The organism is Pseudomonas sp. SID14000 (genome assembly GCF_002165135.1).
In the GTDB taxonomy this organism is placed as follows: Bacteria; Pseudomonadota; Gammaproteobacteria; order Pseudomonadales; family Pseudomonadaceae; genus Aquipseudomonas.
The window spans coordinates 480406-502810 of the sequence record NZ_NFZQ01000001.1; the positions used below are offsets into that span (position 1 = coordinate 480406).

Consider the following 22405-nt stretch of genomic DNA (forward strand, 5'->3'; position numbering starts at 1 on the left):
ACGCCAACGCAAGTTGTCGCTTGCACCGACCGTCGTCTGCTAGGCTCGCCAGTCTTTGAAACGCCCTCCGAGACTTTCCGCGTGTCCGACGTCATCCTGCGCCTTGCCCTGCCCTCCCCGCTGCGTCGCCTGTTCGACTACAAGGCGCCGGCAGGCATGGCGCGCCAGGCCTTGACCCCGGGCATGCGTATTCGCGTGCCATTCGGCCGCCGCGAAATGATCGGCGTGCTGGTGGAAGTGTGCGAGCAGAGCGACGTACCTGCCGACAAGCTCAAGCCGGCCAGCGCCCTGCTCGACCCGGTGTCGCCGATTCCACCATCGCTGTTCAAGCTATGCCTGTGGACCGCCCAGTACTACCAGCACAGCCTGGGCGACACCCTGAGCTGGGCCTTGCCGACCCTGCTGCGCCAGGGTGAACCCGCCGAGATGCGCCAGGAGCGCTTCTGGCACGTAGCCCCAGGCGCCCGCCTGGATGACCCGCGCATCGCCCGCGCACCGCGCCAGCGCGACGCCCTGAAGACCCTGGCCCAGCACCCGCACGGCGTGGCCCACAGCCTGCTGGCCAAACTCAACCTGAACAAGGACAGCCTCGACCTGCTGCTGGCCAAGGGCCTGGTGCAGATCGAGGTCCGCCGCCACCTCCCTGCGCTGCGCCACGAACACTGGCTGGCACAGCCAGAACTGCCGCTCAACGAAGAGCAATGCGACGCCTTCGACGCCGTACGCGAAGGCTTTGGCGGCTTTGCCGCCTTCCTGCTGGCCGGTGTTACCGGCAGCGGCAAGACCGAGGTGTACCTGCAACTGATCCGCGAAACCCTGGAAGCCGGCAAGCAGGCCCTGGTACTGATCCCGGAGATCAACCTCGGTCCGCAGACCCTTGCCCGCTTCGAGCAACGCTTCAATGCCCGCATCGCCCTGCTGCATTCGGCGGTCAACGACCGCGAACGCCTGGATGCCTGGCTGGCCGCCCGGGACGGCGAGGCCGACATCATCATCGGCACCCGCTCGGCGTTGTTCACACCGATGAAGAATCCCGGCCTGATCATCATCGACGAGGAGCACGACGGCTCCTATAAACAGCAGGAAGGCCTGCGCTACCACGCCCGCGACCTGGCGCTGGTGCGTGCCCACCAGGAAAACATCCCGATCCTGCTCGGCTCCGCCACGCCATCGCTGGAAACCCTGCACAACGCCCTGACCGGTCGCTACCGCCTGCTGCGCATGAACCAGCGCGCCGGCGGTGCCCGCCCGCCGCGCATGCTCCGCCTGGATGTGAAGAGCCTGCCGCTGGACAGCGGCATCAGCGGCCCATTGCAGCAGGCCATCCGCCAGACCCTGGAGGCCGGCCAGCAGGTGCTGGTGTTCCTCAACCGCCGCGGCTTCGCCCCGACCTTGCTGTGTCACGATTGCGGCTGGCTGTCCGAATGCCCACGCTGCGATGCACGCATGACCGTGCACCAGCGCTCCGGCGTGCTGCGCTGCCATCATTGCGGCTATGACGAGCGCCTGCCGCAGCAGTGCCCGCAGTGCAACCACGTTGACCTGCGCCCGGTCGGCGCCGGCACCGAGCGCGCCGAAGAGCGCCTGAAAGTGCTGTTCCCGGATTATCCGATCCTGCGTGTGGACCGTGACAGCACGGCGCGCAAGGACGCCATGCACAACCTGTTCAGCACCATCCAGCGCGGCCAGCCGAGCATCCTCGTCGGCACCCAGATGCTCGCCAAGGGGCACCACTTCCCGCGGGTGACCCTGGTAGCCATCCTCGATGCCGATGGCGGGCTGTTCTCCGGCGATTTCCGTGCCAGCGAACGCATGGCGCAGCTGATCGTGCAGGTTGCCGGACGGGCCGGGCGCGCCGAGGAACCCGGCAAGGTCATCATCCAGACCCATCTGGCCGACCATCCGCTGCTGGTGCAGCTTACCGAGCAGGGCTACTTCGCCTTCGCCGAGCAGGCCCTGGACGAACGCCGCGCCGCCGGGCTGCCACCTTACTCGCACCTGGCACTGCTGCGCGCCGAAGCGCACAAGCCCGGGCAGGCCGAAGGTTTCCTCGACGAGGCCTGTGCCGCCGCCGAGCGCCTGGTGGCCGAACAGCAGCTGCCTGGCATCGAGCTGCTGGGGCCGGTGCCGGCACCGATGGAGCGACGCGCCGGGCGCTTCCGTGCGCAACTGTTGATACAGGCCAATACGCGGGCGCCTTTGCATCGACTGATCAGCGCCTGGTTGCTAGTGTTGGAGCAGATGCCAAGCGGGCGCCAGGTGCGCTGGTCGCTGGATGTCGACCCGGTAGACCTTTATTGACTTCGGGGGCTGATTTGCAGCCCATCGCGACACAAGGCCGCTCCCACAGGCTACCGCCCCAGTGGAGGCAATCGCGCCCTGTGGGAGCGGCCTTGTGTCGCGAAAGGGCCGCAAAGCGGCCCCAGCATTCTTGAGCCCGGCAAGACCCAAAGGTTGGCAACCCGCTCCCAGCCACGGATAATGCCCAGTTTTTCCACCTGCGCATCCAAGCGCTCCACCGCGCTTGCGGTCGAAAAGAGATCCCCATGAAAGACACCATTCGCCAGCTGATCCAGCAAGCCCTCACCCAACTCGTCACCGACGGTGTGCTGCCTGAAGGGCTGTCGCCGGCGATCCAGGTGGAAAACGCCCGGGACAAGACCCACGGCGACTTCGCCAGCAACATTGCCATGATGCTGGCCAAGCCGGCCGGCATGAAGCCGCGCGATCTGGCCGAAAAACTGATCAATGCCCTGCCGGCCAGCGCCGACATCAGCAAGGTAGAGATCGCCGGCCCCGGCTTCCTCAACTTCTTCCAGAACACCGACGCCCTGGCCAACCGCCTGGATGCCGCACTGGCCGATGCCCACCTGGGCGCGCGCAAGGCCGGCCCTGCGCAAAAGGTGGTGATCGACATGTCGGCACCCAACCTGGCCAAGGAGATGCACGTCGGCCACCTCCGTTCGACCATCATCGGTGACAGTGTGGCGCGCGTGCTGGAGTTTCTCGGTGATGACGTGATCCGCCAGAACCACGTGGGCGACTGGGGCACCCAGTTCGGCATGCTGCTGGCCTACCTGGAAGAAAACCCGATCACCAGCGACGAGCTGTCGGACCTGGAAAACTTCTACCGCGCCGCCAAGAAGCGCTTCGACGAATCCGAAGAGTTCGCCACCCGCGCACGCGGCCTGGTGGTCAAGCTGCAGGCCGGCGACGCGGACTGCATGGCCCTGTGGACACGCTTCAAGGACATTTCGCTGTCGCATTGCCAGAAGACCTACGAACTGCTGAACGTCAAGCTGACGATGGCCGACGTGATGGGTGAAAGCGCCTACAACGATGACCTGGCCAACGTGGTCGCCGACCTCAAGGCCAAAGGCCTGCTGGTCGAAGACCAGGGCGCCCAGTGCGTGTTCCTCGACGAGTTCAAGAACAGCGAAGGCGAGCCACTGCCGGTGATCGTGCAGAAGGCCGACGGCGGCTACCTGTACGCCACCACCGACCTGGCCGCCGTGCGCTACCGCAGCAACGTGCTCAAGGCAGACCGCGCCCTTTACTTCGTCGACCAGCGCCAGGCCCTGCACTTCAACCAGGTGTTCGAAGTTGCACGCCGCGCAGGCTTCGTCGGCCACCCGATGCAGATGGAGCACATGGGCTTCGGCACCATGAACGGCGCCGACGGCCGCCCGTTCAAGACCCGCGACGGCGGCACCGTGAAGCTGATCGACCTGCTCACCGAGGCCAAGGAGCGCGCTTACGCGCTGGTCAAGGAAAAGAACCCGAGCCTGGCCGACGAAGAACTGCGCCACATCGGCGAAGTGGTGGGCATTGGCGCGGTAAAGTACGCCGACCTGTCCAAGCACCGTACCAGCGACTACAGCTTCAACTTCGAGCTGATGCTCAACTTCGAAGGCAACACCGCGCCTTACCTGCTGTACGCCTACACCCGCGTGGCCGGCGTATTCCGCAAACTGGGCAAGGGCTTCGATGAAGTCGACGGCAAAATCGTGCTGCAGGCTGCCCACGAGCAGGACCTGGCCGCGCGCCTGGCGCAGTTTGGCGAAATCCTCAACAACGTCGCCGACAAGGGCACGCCACACGTACTGTGCAGCTACCTGTACGACCTGGCCGGCCTGTTCTCCAGTTTCTATGAGAACTGCCCGATTCTTGCCGCCGAAACCCCGGAGCAGCAGCAGAGCCGCCTGCGCCTGGCTGCCCTGACCGGCCGCACCCTCAAGCAAGGTCTGGAACTGCTCGGCCTGGAAACTTTGGAGCGCATGTAAGTTGGCTGCCAAGAAAAAACCCGCCCCAAAACGCGGCGCCAGCCGCCAGACGGCGCCGGCCAAGCAGCCGATTCCCGGCTGGGTATGGCTGGCAGTTGGCCTGACCGTAGGCGCGTTCATCGTGTTCCTGATGAAACTCGAACCCGGTGGCGAAGACATCAAGCGCACCAAGCCCGAGCAGCAAAAGCCGGAGAAAGTGGCCGAAGCTGGCAAGCCGGCGCAGGCCACCCCGCAGCAGCCGGTGAAGCCGAAGTATGACTTCTACACGCTGCTGCCGGAGTCCGAGGTGATCGTGCCGCCGGAGGCCGTGCCAGAGAAGACGCCACCCGTCCCAGCCCAGCCGGTGACCCCGGTGACGCCGGCCGAAGCGGCGAAGATCGACACCGCGCGGGCCCAGGCAGCATTGATGGGGCAGACCCCGCCACCGGCACCGCCGGTGATCAAGCCGGCGGCGACCACCCAGTTCTTCCTGCAGGCAGGCTCGTTCCGCAAGCAGGCCGATGCCGACAAGGTGCGCGCGCAGATCATTCTGCTGGGCCAGGCGGTGAAGGTAGAGTCGGGCACGGTCAAGGACGAAACCTGGTACCGCGTACTGGTGGGCCCGTTCAGCAACCGTGAGCAGCTTACCGGGGCGCAGAAACAACTGGCCGGGGCAGGTTTCAGCAACCTGTTGCTGCAACAGCGCCAGACCCGTCAGTAACTTGCATTTGCGGCCCTGTGGGAGCGGCCTTGTGTCGCGAAAGGGCTGCAAAGCAGCCCCAGCATGCTCAGCAGCACCGCTGAAGCCCTAGGGCCGCTTTGCGGCCCTTTCGCGACACAAGGCCGCTCCCACAAGGGCTGTGCGTCAACGGCGGCCTGCGTTCACCTCGGAAACCTGGCTGTTCAGCGTCCAGAAGTCATACAGCACCCCCACCAGGAACAGCCCGCCGGTAAAGAAGTAGATGATCGCGGTCACCCACTTGCCCTGATACAGCCGGTGCAGGCCAAACACCCCGAGGAAGGTCAGCAGGATCCAGGCGATGTTGTAGTCAACGCGCCCGGACTGGAACCTCAGGTCGGCTTCACGGTCCATGGACGGGATCAGGAACAGGTCGATCAACCAGCCGATGCCCAGCAGGCCCAGGGTGAAGAACCAGATGGTGCCGGTGACGGGCTTGCCGTAATAGAAACGATGCGACCCGGTAAAGCCGAAAATCCATAGCAGATAGCCAATGGTCTTGCTGTGGGTGTCGTGAAACGGCGCCCCCTGTTGATAACTGTTCATTCATAGCCCCCGTGGGTTATCCGAAAATTTTCTAAAAAAAAATGTGACTTTCTTGTCGCAGGCCGACGTACGGCACCTGAACAATCGACCAACGGATCAAAGATTGATCAAAAAGCTGTTATAAAGTTGCGCGCCCAACACATAACTATTCATAAGAGCTTCATCTATGCCGCCTTTACTCAAGACATGGCTGACCCTCTGCCTATTATTGCCCCTGGCCGCCCACGCCACCAATCGTGAGCAACGTCTTCCCAATGGTTTCACCGGCTACACCACCAACGCCTCGATAAGACACGCACCGGTCAAGCAGACCGTGCTGCGCACCCGCCCCAGCAATGCGGCCAGCAGCCGCGGCGTATCCGGTATACCGGTCGCTGCCATGTCGCCGAAGCAGAGCAGCGATGTGCTCAGCCGTGCGGTAAATGTACTCGGTACCCCTTATGTTTGGGGCGGCAGCAGCCCGAAGAAAGGTTTCGACTGCAGCGGGCTGGTCAAATATGCCTTCAACGACGTCGCCGACGTCGACCTGCCACGCACCTCCAATGCCATGGCCCAAGGCCACGGCGTCAAGGTGGCCAAGGGTGACCTGAAGCCAGGTGACCTGATCTTCTTCAACATCAAGAGCCGCCGGGTGAACCATGTTGCCATCTACCTGGGCAACGACCGCTTCATCCATGCACCACGCCGTGGCAAGCGGGTAAGCATCGACACTCTGAGCAAGCCTTACTGGCAGAAGCATTACGTGGTGGCCAAGCGAGTGCTGCCGAAAGAACAGCAGCAATTGAGCCTGGCCAAGCGCTGAGCGGACCGGCGCTTTCCTGTCCCGGCCTCTTCGCGGGTAAACCCGCTCCCACAGGTACACCACAGCATTCGAAGGCCGTGTTATCCATGTGGGAGCGGGTTTACCCGCGAAAGGGCCAGCACCGGCACTATAGGTCGCTGATCAGTCCCCTCTCCTTCAACCCTCGCAATGCCCCCTCCATCGTCCGCATCCCGTCCGCACCACTCGCCTGCATCACCGAATACAACTGCGCCATCCGTCCTTCCCGAACCAGGTTACGCACCGCTGGCGTCACCACCAGCACTTCCCGCGCAGCAACCCGACCACCGCCCGCACGCCTGACCAGCACCTGCGCCACCACCAGGCGCAACGACTCGGCCAGCATCGTCCGCACCAGCGCTTTCTCTTCGGCAGCGAACACCTCCACCAACCGGTCAATGCTGTTCACCGCCGAACGCGTATGCACGGTCGCCAGCACCAGGTGCCCGGTCTCGGCCGCGCGCAAGGCCAGGCGAATGGTTTCCAGATCGCGCAGCTCACCGATCATGATCACATCCGGGTCCTGGCGCAGGGCACTGCGCAGCCCCTGGGCGAACCCGCCACAATGGCGGCCGACCTCACGCTGGTTGATCAGGCTATGCTGGCTGGCGTGGATAACTTCAACAGGATCTTCGAGGGTGATGATATGCAAAGCCCGATCACGGTTCAGCCGGTCGAGCAGTGTCGCCAGGGTGCTGGACTTGCCGCTGCCGGTCGGCCCACCCACGAGGATCAAGCCATCGCTGCACCGCGCAAAAGCTTGAAACACATCCCCCAGATCGAGTTCATCGAGCGTGGCGATACGCCTCGGGATCAGACGAAAGGTGGCCGCTGGGCCATGCAACTGACGAAACAGGTTCAGCCGAAAGCGCCCCAGCACGGGCAACTCTAGCGCCAGGTCCAGCTCATCACCCTGGGCCCACTGCCGACACTGGTCTTCATCCAGCACGGTTGCCATACCCTCGAGCAGGGAGGCCGCGCCCAAGGTCGGCAGGGCCATGCGCTGCAGCCCGCCATCCACGCGCAACATCGGTATCTGGCCCGCCGCCAGGTGCAGGTCGGAAGCCCCCGCATCCACAGCCCGAGCCAACAGGTCGGTCACGTCCATGAGACTCCCCAAAGCCCTTCAAGTAGGTAGAATGCCGCAAACCCCACAGCAGCCGGCATCAGTCCATGTCCACCCTAGCAGACAACCTTTCCGCTATTTCCGCCCGTATCGCCAGCGCTGCCCAGGCTGCCGGGCGTGATCCGGCCAGCGTCCAGTTGCTGGCTGTGAGCAAGACCAAGCCAGCCAGCGCCATCCGCGAGATCCACGCTGCCGGGGTGTGCGATGTCGGGGAAAATTACCTACAGGAAGCGCTGACAAAGCAGCAGGCACTCAGCGACCTGCCCTTGATCTGGCACTTCATCGGCCCCATTCAGTCGAACAAGACCAAAGCCATCGCCGAGCATTTCGACTGGGTACATTCCGTGGACCGCCTGAAAATCGCCCAACGCCTGTCGGAGCAACGCCCGGCCGGGCTGGCGCCCCTGAACATCTGCCTGCAGGTGAACGTCAGCGGCGAAGACAGCAAGTCCGGCTGCGCCCCCGCCGACCTGCCGGCCCTGGCCAAGGCGGTAGCCGTGCTGCCCAACCTGCGCCTGCGCGGGCTCATGGCCATCCCCGAACCCACCGATGACCGCGCCGCCCAGGAAGCCGCCTTCGCCACCCTGCGCCAGTTACAGGCAAGCCTGGGCCTTGGCCTGGACACCCTGTCCATGGGCATGAGCCACGACCTGGAAGCGGCCATTGCGCAGGGTGCGACCTGGGTGCGTATCGGGACCGCCCTGTTCGGGGCCCGCGACTACGGGCAGCCCTGATTCCATGCTTTACTCACTCTTTCCCACAAGGACCTGACATGAGCAAGACTCGTATTGCCTTCATTGGCGCCGGCAACATGGCCGCCAGCCTGATCGGTGGTCTGCGTGCCCAGGGCCTGGACGCCTCGCAGATCCGCGCCAGCGACCCGGGTGCCGAGACCCGCAACCGCATCCAGACCGAGCACGGTATCGAAACCTTCGAGAACAACGCCCAGGCCATCGATGGCGCCGACGTCATCGTGCTGGCGGTCAAGCCGCAGGTCATGAAAGCCGTGTGCCTGGCCCTGCAACCGAACCTGCAGGCTGGCCAGCTGATCGTTTCCATCGCCGCCGGCATCACCTGCGCCAGCCTGCAGAGCTGGCTCGGCGCTCGCCCGGTGGTGCGCTGCATGCCCAACACCCCGGCACTACTGCGCCAGGGCGTGAGCGGCCTGTACGCCACCGCCGAAGTGTCCGGCGCACAACGCGAACAGGCCGAGCAACTGCTGTCGGCTGTAGGCACTGCCCTGTGGCTGGAGCAGGAGCAGCAACTGGACGCCGTGACGGCCGTATCCGGCAGCGGCCCGGCGTACTTCTTCCTGCTGATCGAGGCCATGACCGCGGCGGGCGAAAAGCTTGGCCTGCCACGTGAAACCGCCGCCCAGCTGACCCTGCAGACAGCCCTGGGCGCCGCGCGCATGGCGGTTGCCAGCGATGTCGATGCCGCCGAACTGCGCCGCCGTGTCACCTCGCCTGCCGGCACCACCGAAGCTGCGATCAAGTCGTTCCAGGCCAGCGGCTTCGAAGCCATCGTCGAACAGGCGCTGCAGGCTGCGGCTACACGTTCCGCTGAGCTGGCCGAACAACTGGGCAAATAAGGAGCCTTAGATGAATGCATTGTCCGGCGCCGCGATCTTCGTGGTGCAAACCCTGGTCAGCCTGTACCTGGTGATCGTCCTGCTGCGCTTCGTCCTGCAACTGGTCAAGGCCAACTTCTACAACCCGCTGTGCCAGTTCGCCGTGCGTGCCACACAGCCGCTGCTCAAGCCGATTCGCCGGGTCATCCCCAGCGTCGGCGGGCTGGACACCTCGTCTCTGCTACTGTCGGTGGTCATCCAGGCGCTGCTGATGGCCTTCGTGCTGATGGTCACCTACGGCACCTTCGGTGACGTCCTACACCTGCTGATGTGGGCGATCATCGGTATCACTTCGCTGTTCCTGAAGATTTTCTGGGTGGCGATGATTGTCATGGTGATCGTGTCCTGGGTGGCCCCCAACAGCCACAATCCGGCGGCCGAACTGGCCTACCAGATCAGCGAACCGGTGCTGGCACCGTTCCGCCGCATCGTGCCCAACCTGGGCGGCATGGATATCTCGCCGATCTTCGCCTTCCTTGCGATCCAGGTAATCCAGTCGTTCGTCATGCCGCCGCTGGCCGCCTATGCCGGCATGCCACAAGAGCTGTGGCGGATGATCTGAGCCTTACCTGACCTTGGTTACTTCCAGCGGCAAGCCTTTGCTTGCCGCTGGGGGTAGCGCTCTTTAGACTTACGCCTCCGTCAAGCGTGAGCAGGGTCGATGTCCACTGTCTTTCCCGAAGATTCCGTCGGTCTGGTAGTACCGCAAACAGCCCGGTTCGATGAGCCGCTGGCCCTGGCCTGTGGCCGCTCCCTGGCCAGTTATGAACTGGTCTACGAGACCTATGGCACCCTGAACGCCAGCGCGAGCAACGCGGTGCTGATCTGCCATGCCCTGTCCGGCCACCACCATGCCGCTGGCTACCATGCCGCCACCGACCGCAAGCCGGGCTGGTGGGACAGCTGCATCGGCCCTGGCAAGCCGATCGACACCAACCGCTTCTTCGTGGTCAGCCTGAACAACCTCGGTGGCTGCAACGGCAGCACCGGCCCCAGCAGCATCAACCCGGCCACCGGCAAGCCCTATGGCGCCGACTTCCCGGTGCTGACCGTAGAGGACTGGGTACACAGCCAGGTGCGCCTGGCCGAGCGCCTGGGCATCCAGCAGTGGGCGGCCGTGGTCGGTGGCAGCCTGGGCGGCATGCAGGCGCTGCAGTGGACCATCAGCTACCCTGAACGCGTGCGCCATTGCATCGACATCGCTTCGGCGCCCAAGCTGTCAGCACAGAACATCGCCTTCAACGAAGTGGCACGCCAGGCCATCCTCACCGACCCCGAATTCCACGGCGGTTCGTTCCAGGACCAGGGTGTGATCCCCAAGCGCGGCCTGATGCTGGCGCGCATGGTCGGCCACATCACCTACCTGTCGGACGACTCGATGGGTGAAAAATTCGGCCGTGAGCTGAAGAGCGACAAGCTCAACTACGACTTCCACAGCGTCGAATTCCAGGTCGAGAGCTACCTGCGCTATCAGGGTGAGGAGTTCTCCGGACGCTTTGACGCCAACACCTACCTGCTGATGACCAAGGCGCTGGACTACTTCGACCCGGCCGCCGCCCAGGGCGGCGACCTGGCGGCCACCCTGGCCCACGTCAAGGCGGATTACTGCATCATGTCGTTCACTACCGACTGGCGCTTCTCCCCGGCCCGTTCGCGCGAGATCGTCGACGCCCTGATGGCCGCGCGCAAGAACGTCTGCTATTTGGAGATCGACTCGCCTTACGGGCACGATGCCTTCCTGATCCCCACACCTCGCTACATGCAGGGTTTCTCGAACTACATGAACCGCATTGCCATCTGAGGACAGCATGAGAGCCGATCTGGAAATCATCCACGACTGGATCCCCGCCGGCAGCCGGGTACTCGACCTGGGCTGCGGCAGCGGCGAACTGCTGGCCTCGCTGCGCGACCGCAAGCAGGTCACCGGCTATGGCCTGGAGATCGACGCCGACAACATCGCCGCCTGTGTGGCCAAGGGCATCAACGTCATCGAGCAGGACCTGGACAAGGGCCTGGGCAACTTCGCCAGCAACAGTTTCGACGTGGTGATCATGACCCAGGCCCTGCAGGCCGTGGAGTATCCCGACCGCATCCTCGACGAGATGCTGCGCGTGGGTCGCCAGTGCATCATCACCTTCCCCAACTTCGGCCACTGGCGCTGCCGCTGGTACCTGGCGACCAAAGGCCGAATGCCGGTATCGGACTTCATGCCATATACCTGGTACAACACGCCGAACATCCACTTCTGCACCTTCGCCGACTTCGAAGAGCTGTGCCACGAGCGCCGCGCCAAGGTGCTCGACCGCCTGGCCGTCGACCACTTGCACCGCAACGGGTGGGGTGGCCGGCTTTGGCCTAATCTTCTAGGTGAGATCGGCATCTACCGCGTCAGCAGCCCGGGCCTGCAAGAACACCAGCTCGCAGTCTGACGCCCACCGGAGGAATCACCCCATGCGTCGCCTAGCCCTGCTCCTGATCAGCCTCTGCCTGGCCCTGCCGGTACTGGCTGCCGATGCTGCCCGCCCCGAGCGCAAGGAAGTGTTTGGCGACGTGACGGTGCACTACAGCGCGTTCACCTCGAGCATGCTGACACCGGAGGTGGCTGCGGCCACCGGCCTGGTCCGCAGCAAGAACCAGGGGGTGCTCAACATTGCCGTGCTCAAGGCCAACAAACCCGCCATGGCGGTGGTCAGCGGCACGATCAAGGACCTGACCGGCCGCAGCAGCCCGCTGTCGTTCAAACAGATCACCGAACAGGGCGCGATCTACTACATTGCCCAGTTCAAGATCGACCAGCCAGAAACCGTCACCTTCGACCTGAATATCGAAACCGGCGGCATCAGCAACTCCCTCAGATTCAACCAGGAAGTGTTCCCAGCCGAATGATGAATTTCCAGCAACTCGTATTGGCCAGCCATAACGCCGGCAAACTCAAGGAACTCCAGGCCATGCTCGGCGCGTCCGTGCAGCTGCGCTCGATCGGCGAGTTCAGCCAGGTCGAACCGGAAGAAACCGGTCTGTCGTTCGTCGAGAACGCCATCCTCAAGGCGCGCAACGCCGCACGCATTTCCGGCTTGCCGGCCCTTGCCGACGATTCGGGCCTGGCCGTGGACTTCCTCGGCGGCGCACCAGGCATCTATTCGGCGCGCTATGCCGACGGCAAGGGTGACGCGGCGAACAACGCCAAGCTGCTGGAAGCCCTGAAAGACGTGCCTGAAGCCGAACGCGGAGCACAGTTCGTCTGCGTCCTGGCGCTGGTGCGTCATGCCGACGACCCACTGCCGATCCTGTGCGAAGGCCTGTGGCACGGGCGCATCATGTTCGAGGCCAGTGGCGAGCACGGCTTTGGCTACGACCCGCTGTTCTGGGTGCCGGAGCGCAGCTGTTCCAGCGCCGACCTGGCCCCAGTGGACAAGAACCAGCTCAGCCACCGCGCCCGCGCCATGGCCCTGCTGCGCCAACGCCTGGGCCTGGCATGATCGAAACGCTGTCCAACCCCGGCGCGGCGGGCTTCACCAGCCTGCCGCCGCTGGCGCTGTACATCCACATCCCGTGGTGCGTACGCAAATGCCCTTACTGCGACTTCAACTCCCACGCTGCGGGGCCTGAACTGCCGGAAGACGCCTATGTCGCCGCCTTGCTGACCGACCTCGACCAGGAGTTGGCCGCCGTGCAAGGCCGGCCGATCAGCTCGATCTTCTTTGGCGGCGGTACCCCCAGCCTGTTCAGTGCTGGCGCCCTTGGCCAGCTGCTGCGTGGCGTGGAGCAACGTATCCCGTTTGCGCCGGACATCGAAATCACCCTGGAGGCCAACCCGGGCACGTTCGAGCAGGACAAGTTCAAGGCCTATCGGCAAACCGGCATCAACCGCCTGTCCATCGGGGTGCAGAGCTTCCAGCCAGCCAAACTGCAGGCGCTCGGGCGCATCCACAATGGTGAAGAGGCGGTCCGAGCCGCCGGCATGGCGCGCGCCGCCGGCTTCGACAACTTCAACATGGACCTGATGCACGGTCTGCCCGACCAATCGCTGGACGACGCGCTGGGCGACCTGCGCCAGGCCATCGACCTGGAGCCAACGCACCTGTCGTGGTACCAGCTGACCGTGGAACCGAATACGGTTTTCTGGAACCAGCCACCCGAGCTGCCCGAGGACGACATCCTCTGGGATATCCAGGAAGCCGGCCAGGCGCTGATGGCCAAGCACGGCTACCGCCAGTACGAGGTCTCGGCCTATGCCCAGGCGGGCCGCGCCGCACGGCACAACCTTAATTACTGGCGCTTTGGCGACTTCATAGGCATTGGTGCCGGCGCCCACGGCAAGCTGACTTTCGCCGACGGCCGCATCCTGCGCACCTGGAAGACCCGTCTGCCCAAGGACTACCTGAACCTGGCCAAGCCGTTCAAGGCCGGCGAGAAGCTGCTGCCGGTCGACGAATTGCCATTCGAGTTCCTGATGAACGCCCTTCGCCTGACCGATGGGGTGGAAGCCGAACTGTTCACCCAACGCACCGGCTTGCCGCTGGCACAGTTGCGCGAGGCACGCCGCGCGGCCGAACAAAAAGGCCTTTTGCAGGTCGAACCGGATCGACTGGTGGCCACGCCAAGGGGCCAGTTGTTCCTCAATGACCTGCTGCAGTATTTCTTGACCTAAGGATGACCCATGGATCTGGTACTTGATCTGCTCGCGACGGTTTCCCGCTGGAGCCGCAGCAACCTGTCTGAGATTTCACTGGCCTTGGTAGGCTGCCTGCTGGTGCTGTTCGGCACCGATATCAAAGGCTGGGTGGAACAGCGCCTGGGCGGCCTGGCGGGCGCCCTGCGCGTACCGTTCATGGCCTTGCTGGTGATGATCGGCAGCGGTGCGGCACTGATCTACGCCACACCGTGGGTGGTGAAGGGGCTGAGCCAGTTCAACAACTACGCGCTGGCGCCGGTTTTGCTGGTGGTATTGGTGCTGATCGGGGTGGTGGCGGATCGCCGGGGCTGAGCCACGGCCTTGCACTGAACCCTTGCAGGAGCGACCTTGTGTCGCGAAAGGGTCGCGCGGCCCCAGCAATTGCTGCCTCACCGCTGACATCCTGGGGCCGCCATGCGGCCCATCGCGACACAAGGCCGCTCCTACAATGACCGCGCAATCTGGCGAGTACAGAGATGGGTTGTAAAAGCTGCCCCGGCGAACCAGGGCAGCCCTACCACCTGACTAGCCCTTACTGGGCATCATCGAAGTGATCGCGCATGAAGTCCCGAACGGTCTTGAGCACAGTCAAGATCCGGATGAACGTCCAAACGCGGCTCAGCGCATCAAGCAAACGCTTCATATGCCTTGGCCTCCGTGTTGGCGGGCCAATCTTCCAGCATCTAACCGGTACTTCGATGCCTTCGAAAACTGTGTGAGAGTCTTCTGTGAAGTGGCCAGGTCAATGGCCCTTCGAAGAGGTGCACCGGCACGGTTCTCAGGCCGTGTCGAAGGGGCCGGAAAGCAGAATTCTTCTCCTACCCGGCCCATCACTGATTTCATCCACACAGGAGCAGCGCGATGATACTTGGAATGCTCACCCAAGACTGTTAACCGCTCCGACACACGTGATGCCGGATATTTCTGAGCATTGACGTTCCCCCGCTACGCTGCCTATGATCAGCCAACTGTGTGAGGGTTTTCTGTGAAACCTCAGAGCGAAGGATACTCAGTCCTGTCGCTCACATAAAAAAACCGCCCTTCTCAAGGCGGTTTTTTTTCGCCTGCATTTCTGCAGGCATCGGCATATCGAAAGGCCTTATCAGCCGGTCAATCCACCTTCTCAAACTTCAAATCCCAAACCCCATGCCCCAGCCGCTCGCCGCGACGCTCGAACTTGGTGATCGGGCGCTCTTCCGGCCGTGGCACGTAGGTACCGTCGGCCGCACGGTTGCGATAGCCCGGGGCAGCGCTCATCACTTCCAGCATGTACTCGGCATACGGCTCCCAGTCGGTGGCCATGTGGAACACACCACCGGGCTTGAGCTTGCGCCGTACCAGCTCGGCGAACTCCAGCTGGACAATGCGGCGCTTGTGGTGGCGCGCCTTGTGCCATGGGTCAGGGAAGAACAGCATCAAGCGGTCGAGGCTGTTGTCCGCCACGCAGCGGTTCAGCACTTCGATGGCATCGCAGTCATATACCCGCAGGTTCTTCAGGCCCTGGGTCAGCACGCCGTTAAGCAGCGCGCCAACACCCGGGCGGTGTACTTCCACACCGATGAAGTCCTGTTCAGGCGCGGCAGCAGCCATTTCCAGCAGGGAATGACCCATGCCGAAGCCGATCTCCAGGGTGCGCGGCGCCGAACGGCCGAACACCTGGTCGTAGTCCACCGGGCTGTCAGCCAGCGGCAGGATGTACAGCGGGCCGCCCTGCTCCAGGCCACGTTGCTGGCCTTCGGTCATGCGCCCGGCGCGCATCACGAAACTCTTGATGCGGCGGTGCGGGCGGGCTTCGCCGTCGGGGGTGATCGGCGTATCGTGCGATTCAGTCATCAGGGGCTCTTACTTGATCAGACCATCCAGCGGCGAAGAGGCGCTGGCATAGAGTTTCTTCGGCATACGACCGGCCAGGTAGGCCATGCGACCGGCGACGATGGCGTGCTTCATGGCCTCGGCCATCAGCACCGGCTGCTGGGCGTGGGCGATGGCCGAGTTCATCAGCACCGCTTCGCAACCCATTTCCATGGCGATGGTGGCATCGGACGCGGTACCTACACCGGCATCGACCAGCACCGGCACCTTGGACTCTTCCAGGATGATCTGCAGGTTGTAGGGATTGCAGATACCCAGGCCGGTACCGATCAGGCCAGCCAGGGGCATGACCGCGATGCAGCCGGCTTCGGCCAGCTGGCGGGCGATAATCGGATCATCGCTGGTGTAAACCATTACATCGAAACCGTCCTTGACCAACACTTCGGCGGCCTTGAGGGTTTCGATCACATTGGGGAACAGGGTTTTCTGATCGGCCAGCACTTCCAGCTTGACCAGGTTGTGGCCATCCAGCAGCTCGCGCGCCAGGCGGCAGGTGCGCACGGCTTCGACTGCGTCGTAGCAACCAGCGGTATTCGGCAGGATGGTGTAGCGGTCCGGTGGCAGCACATCGAGCAGGTTCGGCTCGCCCGGGTTCTGGCCGATGTTGGTGCGGCGCACGGCAACGGTGACGATCTCGGCACCCGAGGCCTCGATGGCCAGGCGGGTTTCTTCCATGTCGCGGTACTTGCCGGTACCGACCAGCAGGCGCGACTGGAAAGTACGCCCGGCCAGGGTGAAGGGCTTGTCGCTACGAACGTTGCTCATCGTTGTTCCTCGGGAAAAGGTTGCTGGGCTTGCAGGTGAATCGCCGGCCGGAATCAGCCGCCACCGATGGCGTGGACCACTTCGACCTGGTCGCCGTCGTTCAACAGCGTGCTGTCGTGCTGGCTACGCGGCACGATGTCCAGGTTCAGCTCCACCGCTACGCGGCGTCCGGTCAGCTCCAGACGGGCCAGCAGGGCCGCGACACTTTCGCCAGCGGGCAATTCGTAAGGTTCACCGTTCAGTTGAATGCGCATGCGCACGGCCACCATTGTTCTTTGGGGGCCCGCATTCTAGCGCCGAACCCCCCTGCAACCCAAGGGCGGTGCGCGCCATTAGTCGCGATTGTGGACCACTCGATCAACCAAGCCGCCAGGCTGCCAGGCCCAGGCACAGCCAGCCGGCGAGGAAGCACAAGCCACCAAGCGGGGTGATGATGCCGAGCTTGCCCAGGCCGCTGAGGGTCAGCAGGTACAGGCTACCGGAGAACAGCACTATACCCACGGCAAACAGGCCGCCAGCCCAGCCGACCAAGCGCCCTGGCAGGTGCACCGAGAGCACGGCGACAGCGAAGATCGCCAGGGCATGTACCAGCTGGTAGGTCACACCGGTCTGGAAGATCGCCAGGTAATCGGCCGTCAGCCGGCTTTTAAGGCCGTGGGCGGCGAAAGCACCCAGAGCGACACCGGTGAAACCGAAAAAGGCGGCAAGCATCAGGAAGCTGCGAAGCATGGGACGACTCCTTGGATCGGGTCTGTATAATGGCCCCTTCCACCCGTACGGCCAAGCCATCGCCATGCTGCCAACCCTTCTCCGCCGCCTCTATCGTGCCCTGCTCTGGTTCGCTGCCGGCAGCATCGTGCTGGTGCTGGTGTTCCGCTGGGTGCCACCACCCGGTACGGCACTGATGGTCGAGCGCAAGGTGCAGTCCTGGGTGAATGGCGAGCCGATCGACCTGCAGCGCGACTGGGAGCCGTGGGAGAACATCTCCGACGATCTCAAAGTCGCGGTCATCGCTGGTGAGGACCAGAAGTTCGCCAACCACTGGGGCTTCGATATCCCGGCCATCCAGGCAGCGCTGGCCTACAACGAGCGCGGCGGCAGCATTCGCGGTGCCAGCACCCTGACCCAGCAGGTGGCCAAGAACCTGTTCCTGTGGTCCGGGCGCAGCTGGTTCCGCAAAGGGCTGGAGGCCTGGTTCACCGCGTTGATCGAGCTGTTCTGGTCGAAGGAGCGGATTCTCGAGGTCTACCTGAACAGTGCCGAATGGGGCAAAGGTGTGTTTGGTGCCCAGGCGGCAGCGCGCTATCACTTTGGCGTCGATGCCAGCCGGCTTAGCCGCCAGCAGGCGGCGCAGCTCGCGGCGGTGCTGCCGAGCCCGATCAAGTGGAGCGCCAGCCGGCCGAGTGCCTACGTGGCCAGCCGGGCCGGCTGGATTCGCCGGCAGATGAGCCAGTTGGGTGGGCCCAGCTACCTCATGCAGCTCGACACTTCGCGCAAATTTTGAATTTGCTGCTGGTTTTTCTGGCCTCTTCGCAGCACAAGGCTGCTCCTACAAGAACAGAGATACACTCCGAGCTGGCGTTGTACCTGTAGGAGCAGCCTCGTGTTGCGAAAAGGCCCGCAAAGCCAGCACAAATAGAAAAGCCGCTCACCCTATCCGGGCCAGCGGCTTTTCCTTGCAGCCAGGGCTCGATCAGGCAGCGATCAGCGCCTTGACCTTGTTCATCGCATTCTTCTCAAGCTGGCGAATCCGCTCAGCCGAAACACTGTACTTGTCTGCCAGCTCATGCAACGTGGCCTTCTCTTCCGCCAACCAGCGCTGGTAGAGAATGTCGCGGCTACGCTCGTCCAGCCCTTGCAATGCTTCGTGCAGGTTGCTGGTGGAGTTGTCGCTCCAGTCGGCATCCTCCAGTTGCACCGCCGGGTCGTAACGGTGGTCTTCCAGGTAATGCGCAGGCGACTGGAAGGCACTGTCGTCGTCAGCTTCCGCTGCCGGGTCGAAGGCCATGTCCTGGCCGCTGAGGCGGCTTTCCATCTCGCGCACTTCACGCGGCTCCACGCCCAGGCTTTCCGCCACGCGGTGCACTTCGTCGTTGTTCAGCCAGGCCAAACGCTTCTTCTGGCTGCGCAGGTTGAAGAACAGCTTGCGCTGGGCCTTGGTGGTGGCCACCTTGACGATGCGCCAGTTGCGCAGGATGAACTCGTGGATCTCTGCCTTGATCCAGTGCACGGCGAACGACACCAGGCGCACGCCCATTTCCGGGTTGAAGCGCTTGACGGCTTTCATCAGGCCGACGTTGCCTTCCTGGATCAGGTCGGCCTGGGCCAGCCCATAGCCGGCATAGCTACGGGCGATATGTACGACAAAACGCAGGTGGGCCATCACCATTTGACGAGCGGCCTCGACATCCTGCTCATAATAGAGACGCTCGCCCAGATCTCGCTCCTGCTCGACAGTCAGCAGCGGGATGCTGTTGACCGTGTGCACGTAGGCTTCCAGGTTTGCACCGGGCACCAAGGCATAGGCAGGTTGCAACGATGTGGTCATTCAAGAACCTCCGACTTACAAAACTCGCGCCTTGTGGGCACTGCCAACATAGACCTGGAACGACGGTACAAGTTCCATAGTGAAGAATTTGTCAATGATGGCACGTAAAAACTATCGCGGCGCCAGCTCGTTCAGATGGCGGGCCACTGCGATCCATGCACCGATATACCCCAACAGCACCGCTCCGATCAAGAGCGACAGACCATCGGACGCCGGCACTCCGCCCAGGGCGAAGTCACTGCCGTACAGCCCGGAAAGCCCTACCACCGCCTCGTTCAGCCAGTTCAGGCCAAACGCCAGGATACCCCATGCGATCACGCCTGCACCCAGGCCATACAGGGCGCCCATGTACAGGAACGGCCGACGCACATAGGCGTCTGTGCCACCGACCAGCTTGATCACTTCGATCTCGGTGCGGCGGTTTTCAATGTGTAGACGAATTGTGTTACCGATTACTAACAGCAGGGCAGAAATCAGCATCACGGCCAGGCCGAAGACGAAGCGGTCACCCAGCTTGAGGATGGCAGCCAAGCGCTCGACCCACACCAGATCGAGCTGCGCCACTTCCACCCGTGGCAGCTCCGACAGGCGCTGACGCAAGGCTTCCAGGGCCGGTTTGTCGACTTCGGTCGGGGTGACAACCACCACGCCTGGTAGCGGGTTGTCGGGCAGTTCTCGCAGTGCTTCGCCCAGGCCGGACTGCTGCTGGAACTCCTCCAGTGCCTGCTCACGGCTGACATACTGCGCGTCGGCCACACCGGGCATGCCCTTGATCTCGTCGCGCAGCGCCTCGCCTTCGCGGCTGCCGGCATCGAGCTTGAGGTACAGCGAGATCTGCGCGGCGCGCTGCCACGAGCCGCCAAGCTTCTCGACGTTCTTCAGCAACAACGACAGGCCCATGGGCATGCTCAGCGCCACCGCCATCACCAGGCAGGTGAAGAAACTGCCGATCGGCTGCTTGCCCAGGCGACGCAGGCTGTCGGCCATGCTGGCACGGTGGCTTTCCAGCCAGGCATGCAGCAGCGTGCGGAAATCAGGGCCGTCATCGTCGTCGCGCTTTTTCTTCGCCGGTTGCGGGTCGGCCGGTTTCGGCGCAACCCGCTCGGAAACCTTCGTCGTACGTGTAGTGCTCATTGCCCGGCCTCCCCATCGCCGATCAAGCGGCCGCGCTGCAAGGTCAGCATGCGGTGGCGCATGCGCGCAATCAGTGCCAGGTCGTGGCTGGCGATCAGTACCGTGGTACCCAGGCGGTTGATGTCTTCGAACACGCCCATGATCTCCGCGGCCAGGCGCGGGTCGAGGTTACCGGTGGGTTCATCGGCCAGCAGCAGGGCTGGCTGGTGAACGATGGCGCGGGCGATACCCACCCGCTGCTGCTGCCCGGTGGACAGGTCGGCCGGGAACAGCTCGCCCTTGTCGGCCAGCGACACACGCTCCAGCGCCGAGTCCACGCGCTTGGCGACCTCGGCCTTGGACAGGCCGAGAATCTGCAGCGGCAAGGCGATGTTGTTGAACACCGTGCGGTCGAACAACAGCTGGTGATTCTGGAATACCACGCCGATCTGCCGACGCAGGAACGGGATCTGCGAATTGCTGATCTGGCCCAGGTCCTGCCCGGCCAGCATCAGCTTGCCGCTGGTCGGGCGTTCCATGGCCAGCAGCAGGCGCAGCAAGGTGCTCTTGCCCGCGCCCGAGTGACCGGTGACGAACAGGAATTCGCCCCGGCGCGCCCGGAAACTCAGCTCATGCAAACCCACATGACCATTGGGGTAGCGCTTGGCAACCTGTTCGAATCGGATCATGGTCAGTCTCGCTCGGCAAACAGAGCCTTGACGAACGGCTCGGCTTCGAAGGTACGCAGGTCGTCGATGCCTTCACCAACACCGATGAAGCGGATCGGCAGCTTGAACTGCTTGGCCAGGGCGAAAATCACCCCGCCCTTGGCAGTGCCGTCCAGCTTGGTCAGGGCCAGGCCGGTCAGTTCGACACTCTGGTTGAAGTACTTGGCCTGGCTGATGGCGTTCTGGCCGGTACCGGCATCGAGCACCAGCAGCACCTCGTGCGGCGCCTCGGCGTCGAGCTTGCCGATGACCCGGCGGACCTTCTTCAGCTCTTCCATCAGGTTGTCTTTGGTGTGCAGGCGGCCAGCGGTGTCGGCGATCAGCACGTCCACGCCACGGGCCTTGGCGGCCTGCACGGCATCGAAGATCACGGAGGCGGAGTCGGCACCCGTGTGCTGGGCAATCACCGGGATCTGGTTACGCTCGCCCCACACCTGCAACTGCTCGACCGCCGCGGCACGGAAGGTGTCACCAGCGGCCAGCATCACTTTCTTGCCTTCAAGCTGCAGTTTCTTGGCCAGTTTGCCGATGGTAGTGGTCTTGCCGGCGCCGTTCACACCGACCACCAGGATCACATAGGGCTTGTTCTGCGCCTGTACCACCAGCGGCTGCTCGACCGGGCGCAGCAGCGCAGCCAGCTCTTCCTGCAGCGACTTGTACAGGGCATCGGCGTCGGCCAGCTGCTTGCGGGCAACCTTCTGGGTCAGGTTCTGGACAATGGTCGAAGTGGCTTCCACACCAACGTCGGCGGTCAGCAGGCGGGTTTCGATTTCGTCGAGCAAGTCGTCATCGATGACTTTCTTGCCCAGGAACAGGCTGGCCATGCCCTCGCCGATGCTGGCACTGGTCTTCGACAGGCCCTGCTTGAGGCGGGCGAAGAAGCCGGGCTTGGCCTGCTCGGTGACCGGGGCCGCAGCCACAGGGGCAGCAGGCGCTGGTGCGGGGCGCTCCGGGATGGCAGGCGGCGCTTTCGGCTCCAGGTCCGGCACCAGGGCCACGGGTTCTTCGGCAACCGGCAACACCAGGTTGCTGACCGGCGCGACCGGCTCGACCACCGGGGCCGGTTCGACCGGGGCTGCCTGCAAGGGCATGGACGCGACCGGCTGCGGTGCAGGTGCCACCAGCGGCTGGGACGCGACCGGCTCGGGCTCAGGGGCCTGCAACGGCCGGGAAGCAACCGGCTCGGGAACGGGGGCCTCGACTACCGGGGGCTGGGCTGGTACGGGGACCTGCGGCGGTTCAGTCAGCTGTGGGGCCGCAGGGGCCTGAACGGGCTCGGGGGCCTGTGCCACTTCGGCGGTAGATCCCTCGACCGGAGCGGCTGCAGGCTGCTCGACGGCGGGGGCTTCATTCGCGGGCACGCCCGCGCCCACAGGTTGCTGCGGTTTCTTGCGGAACCAGCTGAACAGGCCTTTCTTTTCGCCAGCCTCGGCCGGCGCTTTTTTGTCGTCGTTGGAACCAAACATGGAAGACGGCTATCTCAGGGTAGCGATGGGCCAGCTATGGCGCATCGGGAATTCTCTCTACGCAGAACAGACTATCTTGAAGCCGGCTGGTTCATGCGCAACGTTTTGTCTTAGT

24 protein-coding genes are annotated in these 22405 nt (G+C 63.7%); 14 read left to right on the forward strand and 10 right to left on the reverse strand.

Features of this window, described 5'->3' with window-relative positions; translation table 11 throughout:
- The first annotated feature begins 81 nt into the window (after positions 1 to 81).
- The 3 genes from CAY82_RS02130 (at position 82) to CAY82_RS02140 (ending at position 4983) form a co-directional block, all read left to right on the forward strand.
- Positions 82 to 2301, forward strand: coding sequence for a primosomal protein N' (locus CAY82_RS02130; protein ID WP_087499736.1), 2220 nt, complete (start codon positions 82 to 84; stop codon positions 2299 to 2301).
- A gap of 245 nt (positions 2302 to 2546) precedes the next feature.
- Positions 2547 to 4283 carry an arginine--tRNA ligase gene (argS, locus tag CAY82_RS02135; RefSeq protein WP_087499737.1) on the forward strand — a complete coding sequence of 579 codons (1737 nt, stop codon included), beginning with the start codon at positions 2547 to 2549 and terminating at the stop codon, positions 4281 to 4283.
- 1 nt (position 4284) lies between these two features.
- Positions 4285 to 4983: an SPOR domain-containing protein gene (locus CAY82_RS02140; RefSeq protein WP_087499738.1), complete on the forward strand. Its 699-nt coding sequence runs from the start codon at positions 4285 to 4287 to the stop codon at positions 4981 to 4983.
- Between the two features lie 144 nt (positions 4984 to 5127).
- On the opposite strand, the gene CAY82_RS02145 is transcribed toward CAY82_RS02140, so the two are convergent.
- Complete coding sequence (locus tag CAY82_RS02145) at positions 5128 to 5547, reverse strand: TM2 domain-containing protein (RefSeq protein WP_063912065.1); 420 nt, start codon at positions 5545 to 5547, stop codon at positions 5128 to 5130.
- A 166-nt stretch (positions 5548 to 5713) separates the two neighbouring features.
- Here CAY82_RS02145 and CAY82_RS02150 point away from each other — a divergent pair, with 166 nt between their 5' ends.
- Complete coding sequence (locus tag CAY82_RS02150; RefSeq protein WP_087499739.1) at positions 5714 to 6349, forward strand: C40 family peptidase; 636 nt, start codon at positions 5714 to 5716, stop codon at positions 6347 to 6349.
- Between the two features lie 127 nt (positions 6350 to 6476).
- Here the strand turns inward: CAY82_RS02150 and CAY82_RS02155 are convergent, their stop codons facing one another.
- Positions 6477 to 7475 (reverse strand): type IV pilus twitching motility protein PilT, encoded by a 999-nt coding sequence (locus CAY82_RS02155; RefSeq protein WP_087499740.1) that lies wholly within the window; start codon positions 7473 to 7475, stop codon positions 6477 to 6479.
- 65 nt (positions 7476 to 7540) lie between these two features.
- Between CAY82_RS02155 and CAY82_RS02160 the strand changes: the two genes are divergently transcribed.
- The 9 genes from CAY82_RS02160 (at position 7541) to CAY82_RS02200 (ending at position 14110) form a co-directional block, all read left to right on the forward strand.
- Entirely contained in the window at positions 7541 to 8227 is a 687-nt protein-coding gene (locus tag CAY82_RS02160) for a YggS family pyridoxal phosphate-dependent enzyme (RefSeq protein ID WP_087499741.1), read from the forward strand.
- A gap of 38 nt (positions 8228 to 8265) precedes the next feature.
- Positions 8266 to 9084, forward strand: a complete 819-nt coding sequence (gene proC / locus CAY82_RS02165) for a pyrroline-5-carboxylate reductase (protein WP_087499742.1) — start codon at positions 8266 to 8268, stop codon at positions 9082 to 9084.
- A gap of 10 nt (positions 9085 to 9094) precedes the next feature.
- Entirely contained in the window at positions 9095 to 9685 is a 591-nt protein-coding gene (locus tag CAY82_RS02170) for a YggT family protein (protein WP_087499743.1), read from the forward strand.
- A 99-nt stretch (positions 9686 to 9784) separates the two neighbouring features.
- Positions 9785 to 10924, forward strand: a complete 1140-nt coding sequence (locus CAY82_RS02175; protein ID WP_087499744.1) for a homoserine O-acetyltransferase — start codon at positions 9785 to 9787, stop codon at positions 10922 to 10924.
- Between the two features lie 7 nt (positions 10925 to 10931).
- The gene (gene metW, locus CAY82_RS02180) at positions 10932 to 11552 is read left to right on the forward strand and encodes a methionine biosynthesis protein MetW (protein ID WP_087499745.1); all 621 of its coding nucleotides are present in this window, start codon (positions 10932 to 10934) and stop codon (positions 11550 to 11552) included.
- 22 nt (positions 11553 to 11574) lie between these two features.
- Complete coding sequence (locus CAY82_RS02185; RefSeq protein WP_087499746.1) at positions 11575 to 12009, forward strand: DUF4426 domain-containing protein; 435 nt, start codon at positions 11575 to 11577, stop codon at positions 12007 to 12009.
- Positions 12006 to 12602: an RdgB/HAM1 family non-canonical purine NTP pyrophosphatase gene (gene rdgB, locus CAY82_RS02190; protein ID WP_003257822.1), complete on the forward strand. Its 597-nt coding sequence runs from the start codon at positions 12006 to 12008 to the stop codon at positions 12600 to 12602. Before CAY82_RS02185 ends, rdgB begins: the two co-directional genes overlap by 4 nt.
- On the forward strand, positions 12599 to 13774 hold the full coding sequence (hemW, locus tag CAY82_RS02195) for a radical SAM family heme chaperone HemW (protein WP_087499747.1): 1176 nt from the start codon (positions 12599 to 12601) through the stop codon (positions 13772 to 13774). The genes rdgB and hemW overlap by 4 nt, the downstream gene beginning before the upstream one ends.
- A gap of 9 nt (positions 13775 to 13783) precedes the next feature.
- Complete coding sequence (locus CAY82_RS02200; protein ID WP_003257821.1) at positions 13784 to 14110, forward strand: DUF3392 domain-containing protein; 327 nt, start codon at positions 13784 to 13786, stop codon at positions 14108 to 14110.
- 798 nt (positions 14111 to 14908) lie between these two features.
- Here the strand turns inward: CAY82_RS02200 and trmB are convergent.
- The 4 genes from trmB to CAY82_RS02220 all read right to left on the reverse strand — a co-directional run bounded on the left by trmB (position 14909) and on the right by CAY82_RS02220 (position 17164).
- Positions 14909 to 15631, reverse strand: a complete 723-nt coding sequence (gene trmB, locus CAY82_RS02205; protein ID WP_013974624.1) for a tRNA (guanosine(46)-N7)-methyltransferase TrmB — start codon at positions 15629 to 15631, stop codon at positions 14909 to 14911.
- Positions 15632 to 15640: 9 nt separating this feature from the next.
- Entirely contained in the window at positions 15641 to 16435 is a 795-nt protein-coding gene (locus CAY82_RS02210) for a thiazole synthase (RefSeq protein ID WP_013974625.1), read from the reverse strand.
- A gap of 53 nt (positions 16436 to 16488) precedes the next feature.
- Complete coding sequence (thiS, locus tag CAY82_RS02215; protein ID WP_003257817.1) at positions 16489 to 16689, reverse strand: sulfur carrier protein ThiS; 201 nt, start codon at positions 16687 to 16689, stop codon at positions 16489 to 16491.
- A 103-nt stretch (positions 16690 to 16792) separates the two neighbouring features.
- Entirely contained in the window at positions 16793 to 17164 is a 372-nt protein-coding gene (locus tag CAY82_RS02220; protein ID WP_087499748.1) for a DUF423 domain-containing protein, read from the reverse strand.
- Positions 17165 to 17228: 64 nt separating this feature from the next.
- Here CAY82_RS02220 and mtgA point away from each other — a divergent pair, with 64 nt between their 5' ends.
- Positions 17229 to 17939 carry a monofunctional biosynthetic peptidoglycan transglycosylase gene (gene mtgA, locus CAY82_RS02225; RefSeq protein ID WP_087499749.1) on the forward strand — a complete coding sequence of 237 codons (711 nt, stop codon included), beginning with the start codon at positions 17229 to 17231 and terminating at the stop codon, positions 17937 to 17939.
- A gap of 189 nt (positions 17940 to 18128) precedes the next feature.
- Here the strand turns inward: mtgA and rpoH are convergent, their stop codons facing one another.
- The 4 genes from rpoH to ftsY form a co-directional block, all read right to left on the reverse strand.
- Positions 18129 to 18983: an RNA polymerase sigma factor RpoH gene (gene rpoH / locus CAY82_RS02230; protein WP_003249083.1), complete on the reverse strand. Its 855-nt coding sequence runs from the start codon at positions 18981 to 18983 to the stop codon at positions 18129 to 18131.
- Between the two features lie 111 nt (positions 18984 to 19094).
- Positions 19095 to 20117 (reverse strand): permease-like cell division protein FtsX, encoded by a 1023-nt coding sequence (ftsX, locus tag CAY82_RS02235; RefSeq protein ID WP_087499750.1) that lies wholly within the window; start codon positions 20115 to 20117, stop codon positions 19095 to 19097.
- Positions 20114 to 20785, reverse strand: coding sequence for a cell division ATP-binding protein FtsE (gene ftsE / locus CAY82_RS02240; protein ID WP_013974630.1), 672 nt, complete (start codon positions 20783 to 20785; stop codon positions 20114 to 20116). Before ftsE ends, ftsX begins: the two co-directional genes overlap by 4 nt.
- A gap of 2 nt (positions 20786 to 20787) precedes the next feature.
- Positions 20788 to 22290 (reverse strand): signal recognition particle-docking protein FtsY, encoded by a 1503-nt coding sequence (gene ftsY, locus CAY82_RS02245; protein ID WP_087499751.1) that lies wholly within the window; start codon positions 22288 to 22290, stop codon positions 20788 to 20790.
- Positions 22291 to 22405: the final 115 nt, after the last annotated feature.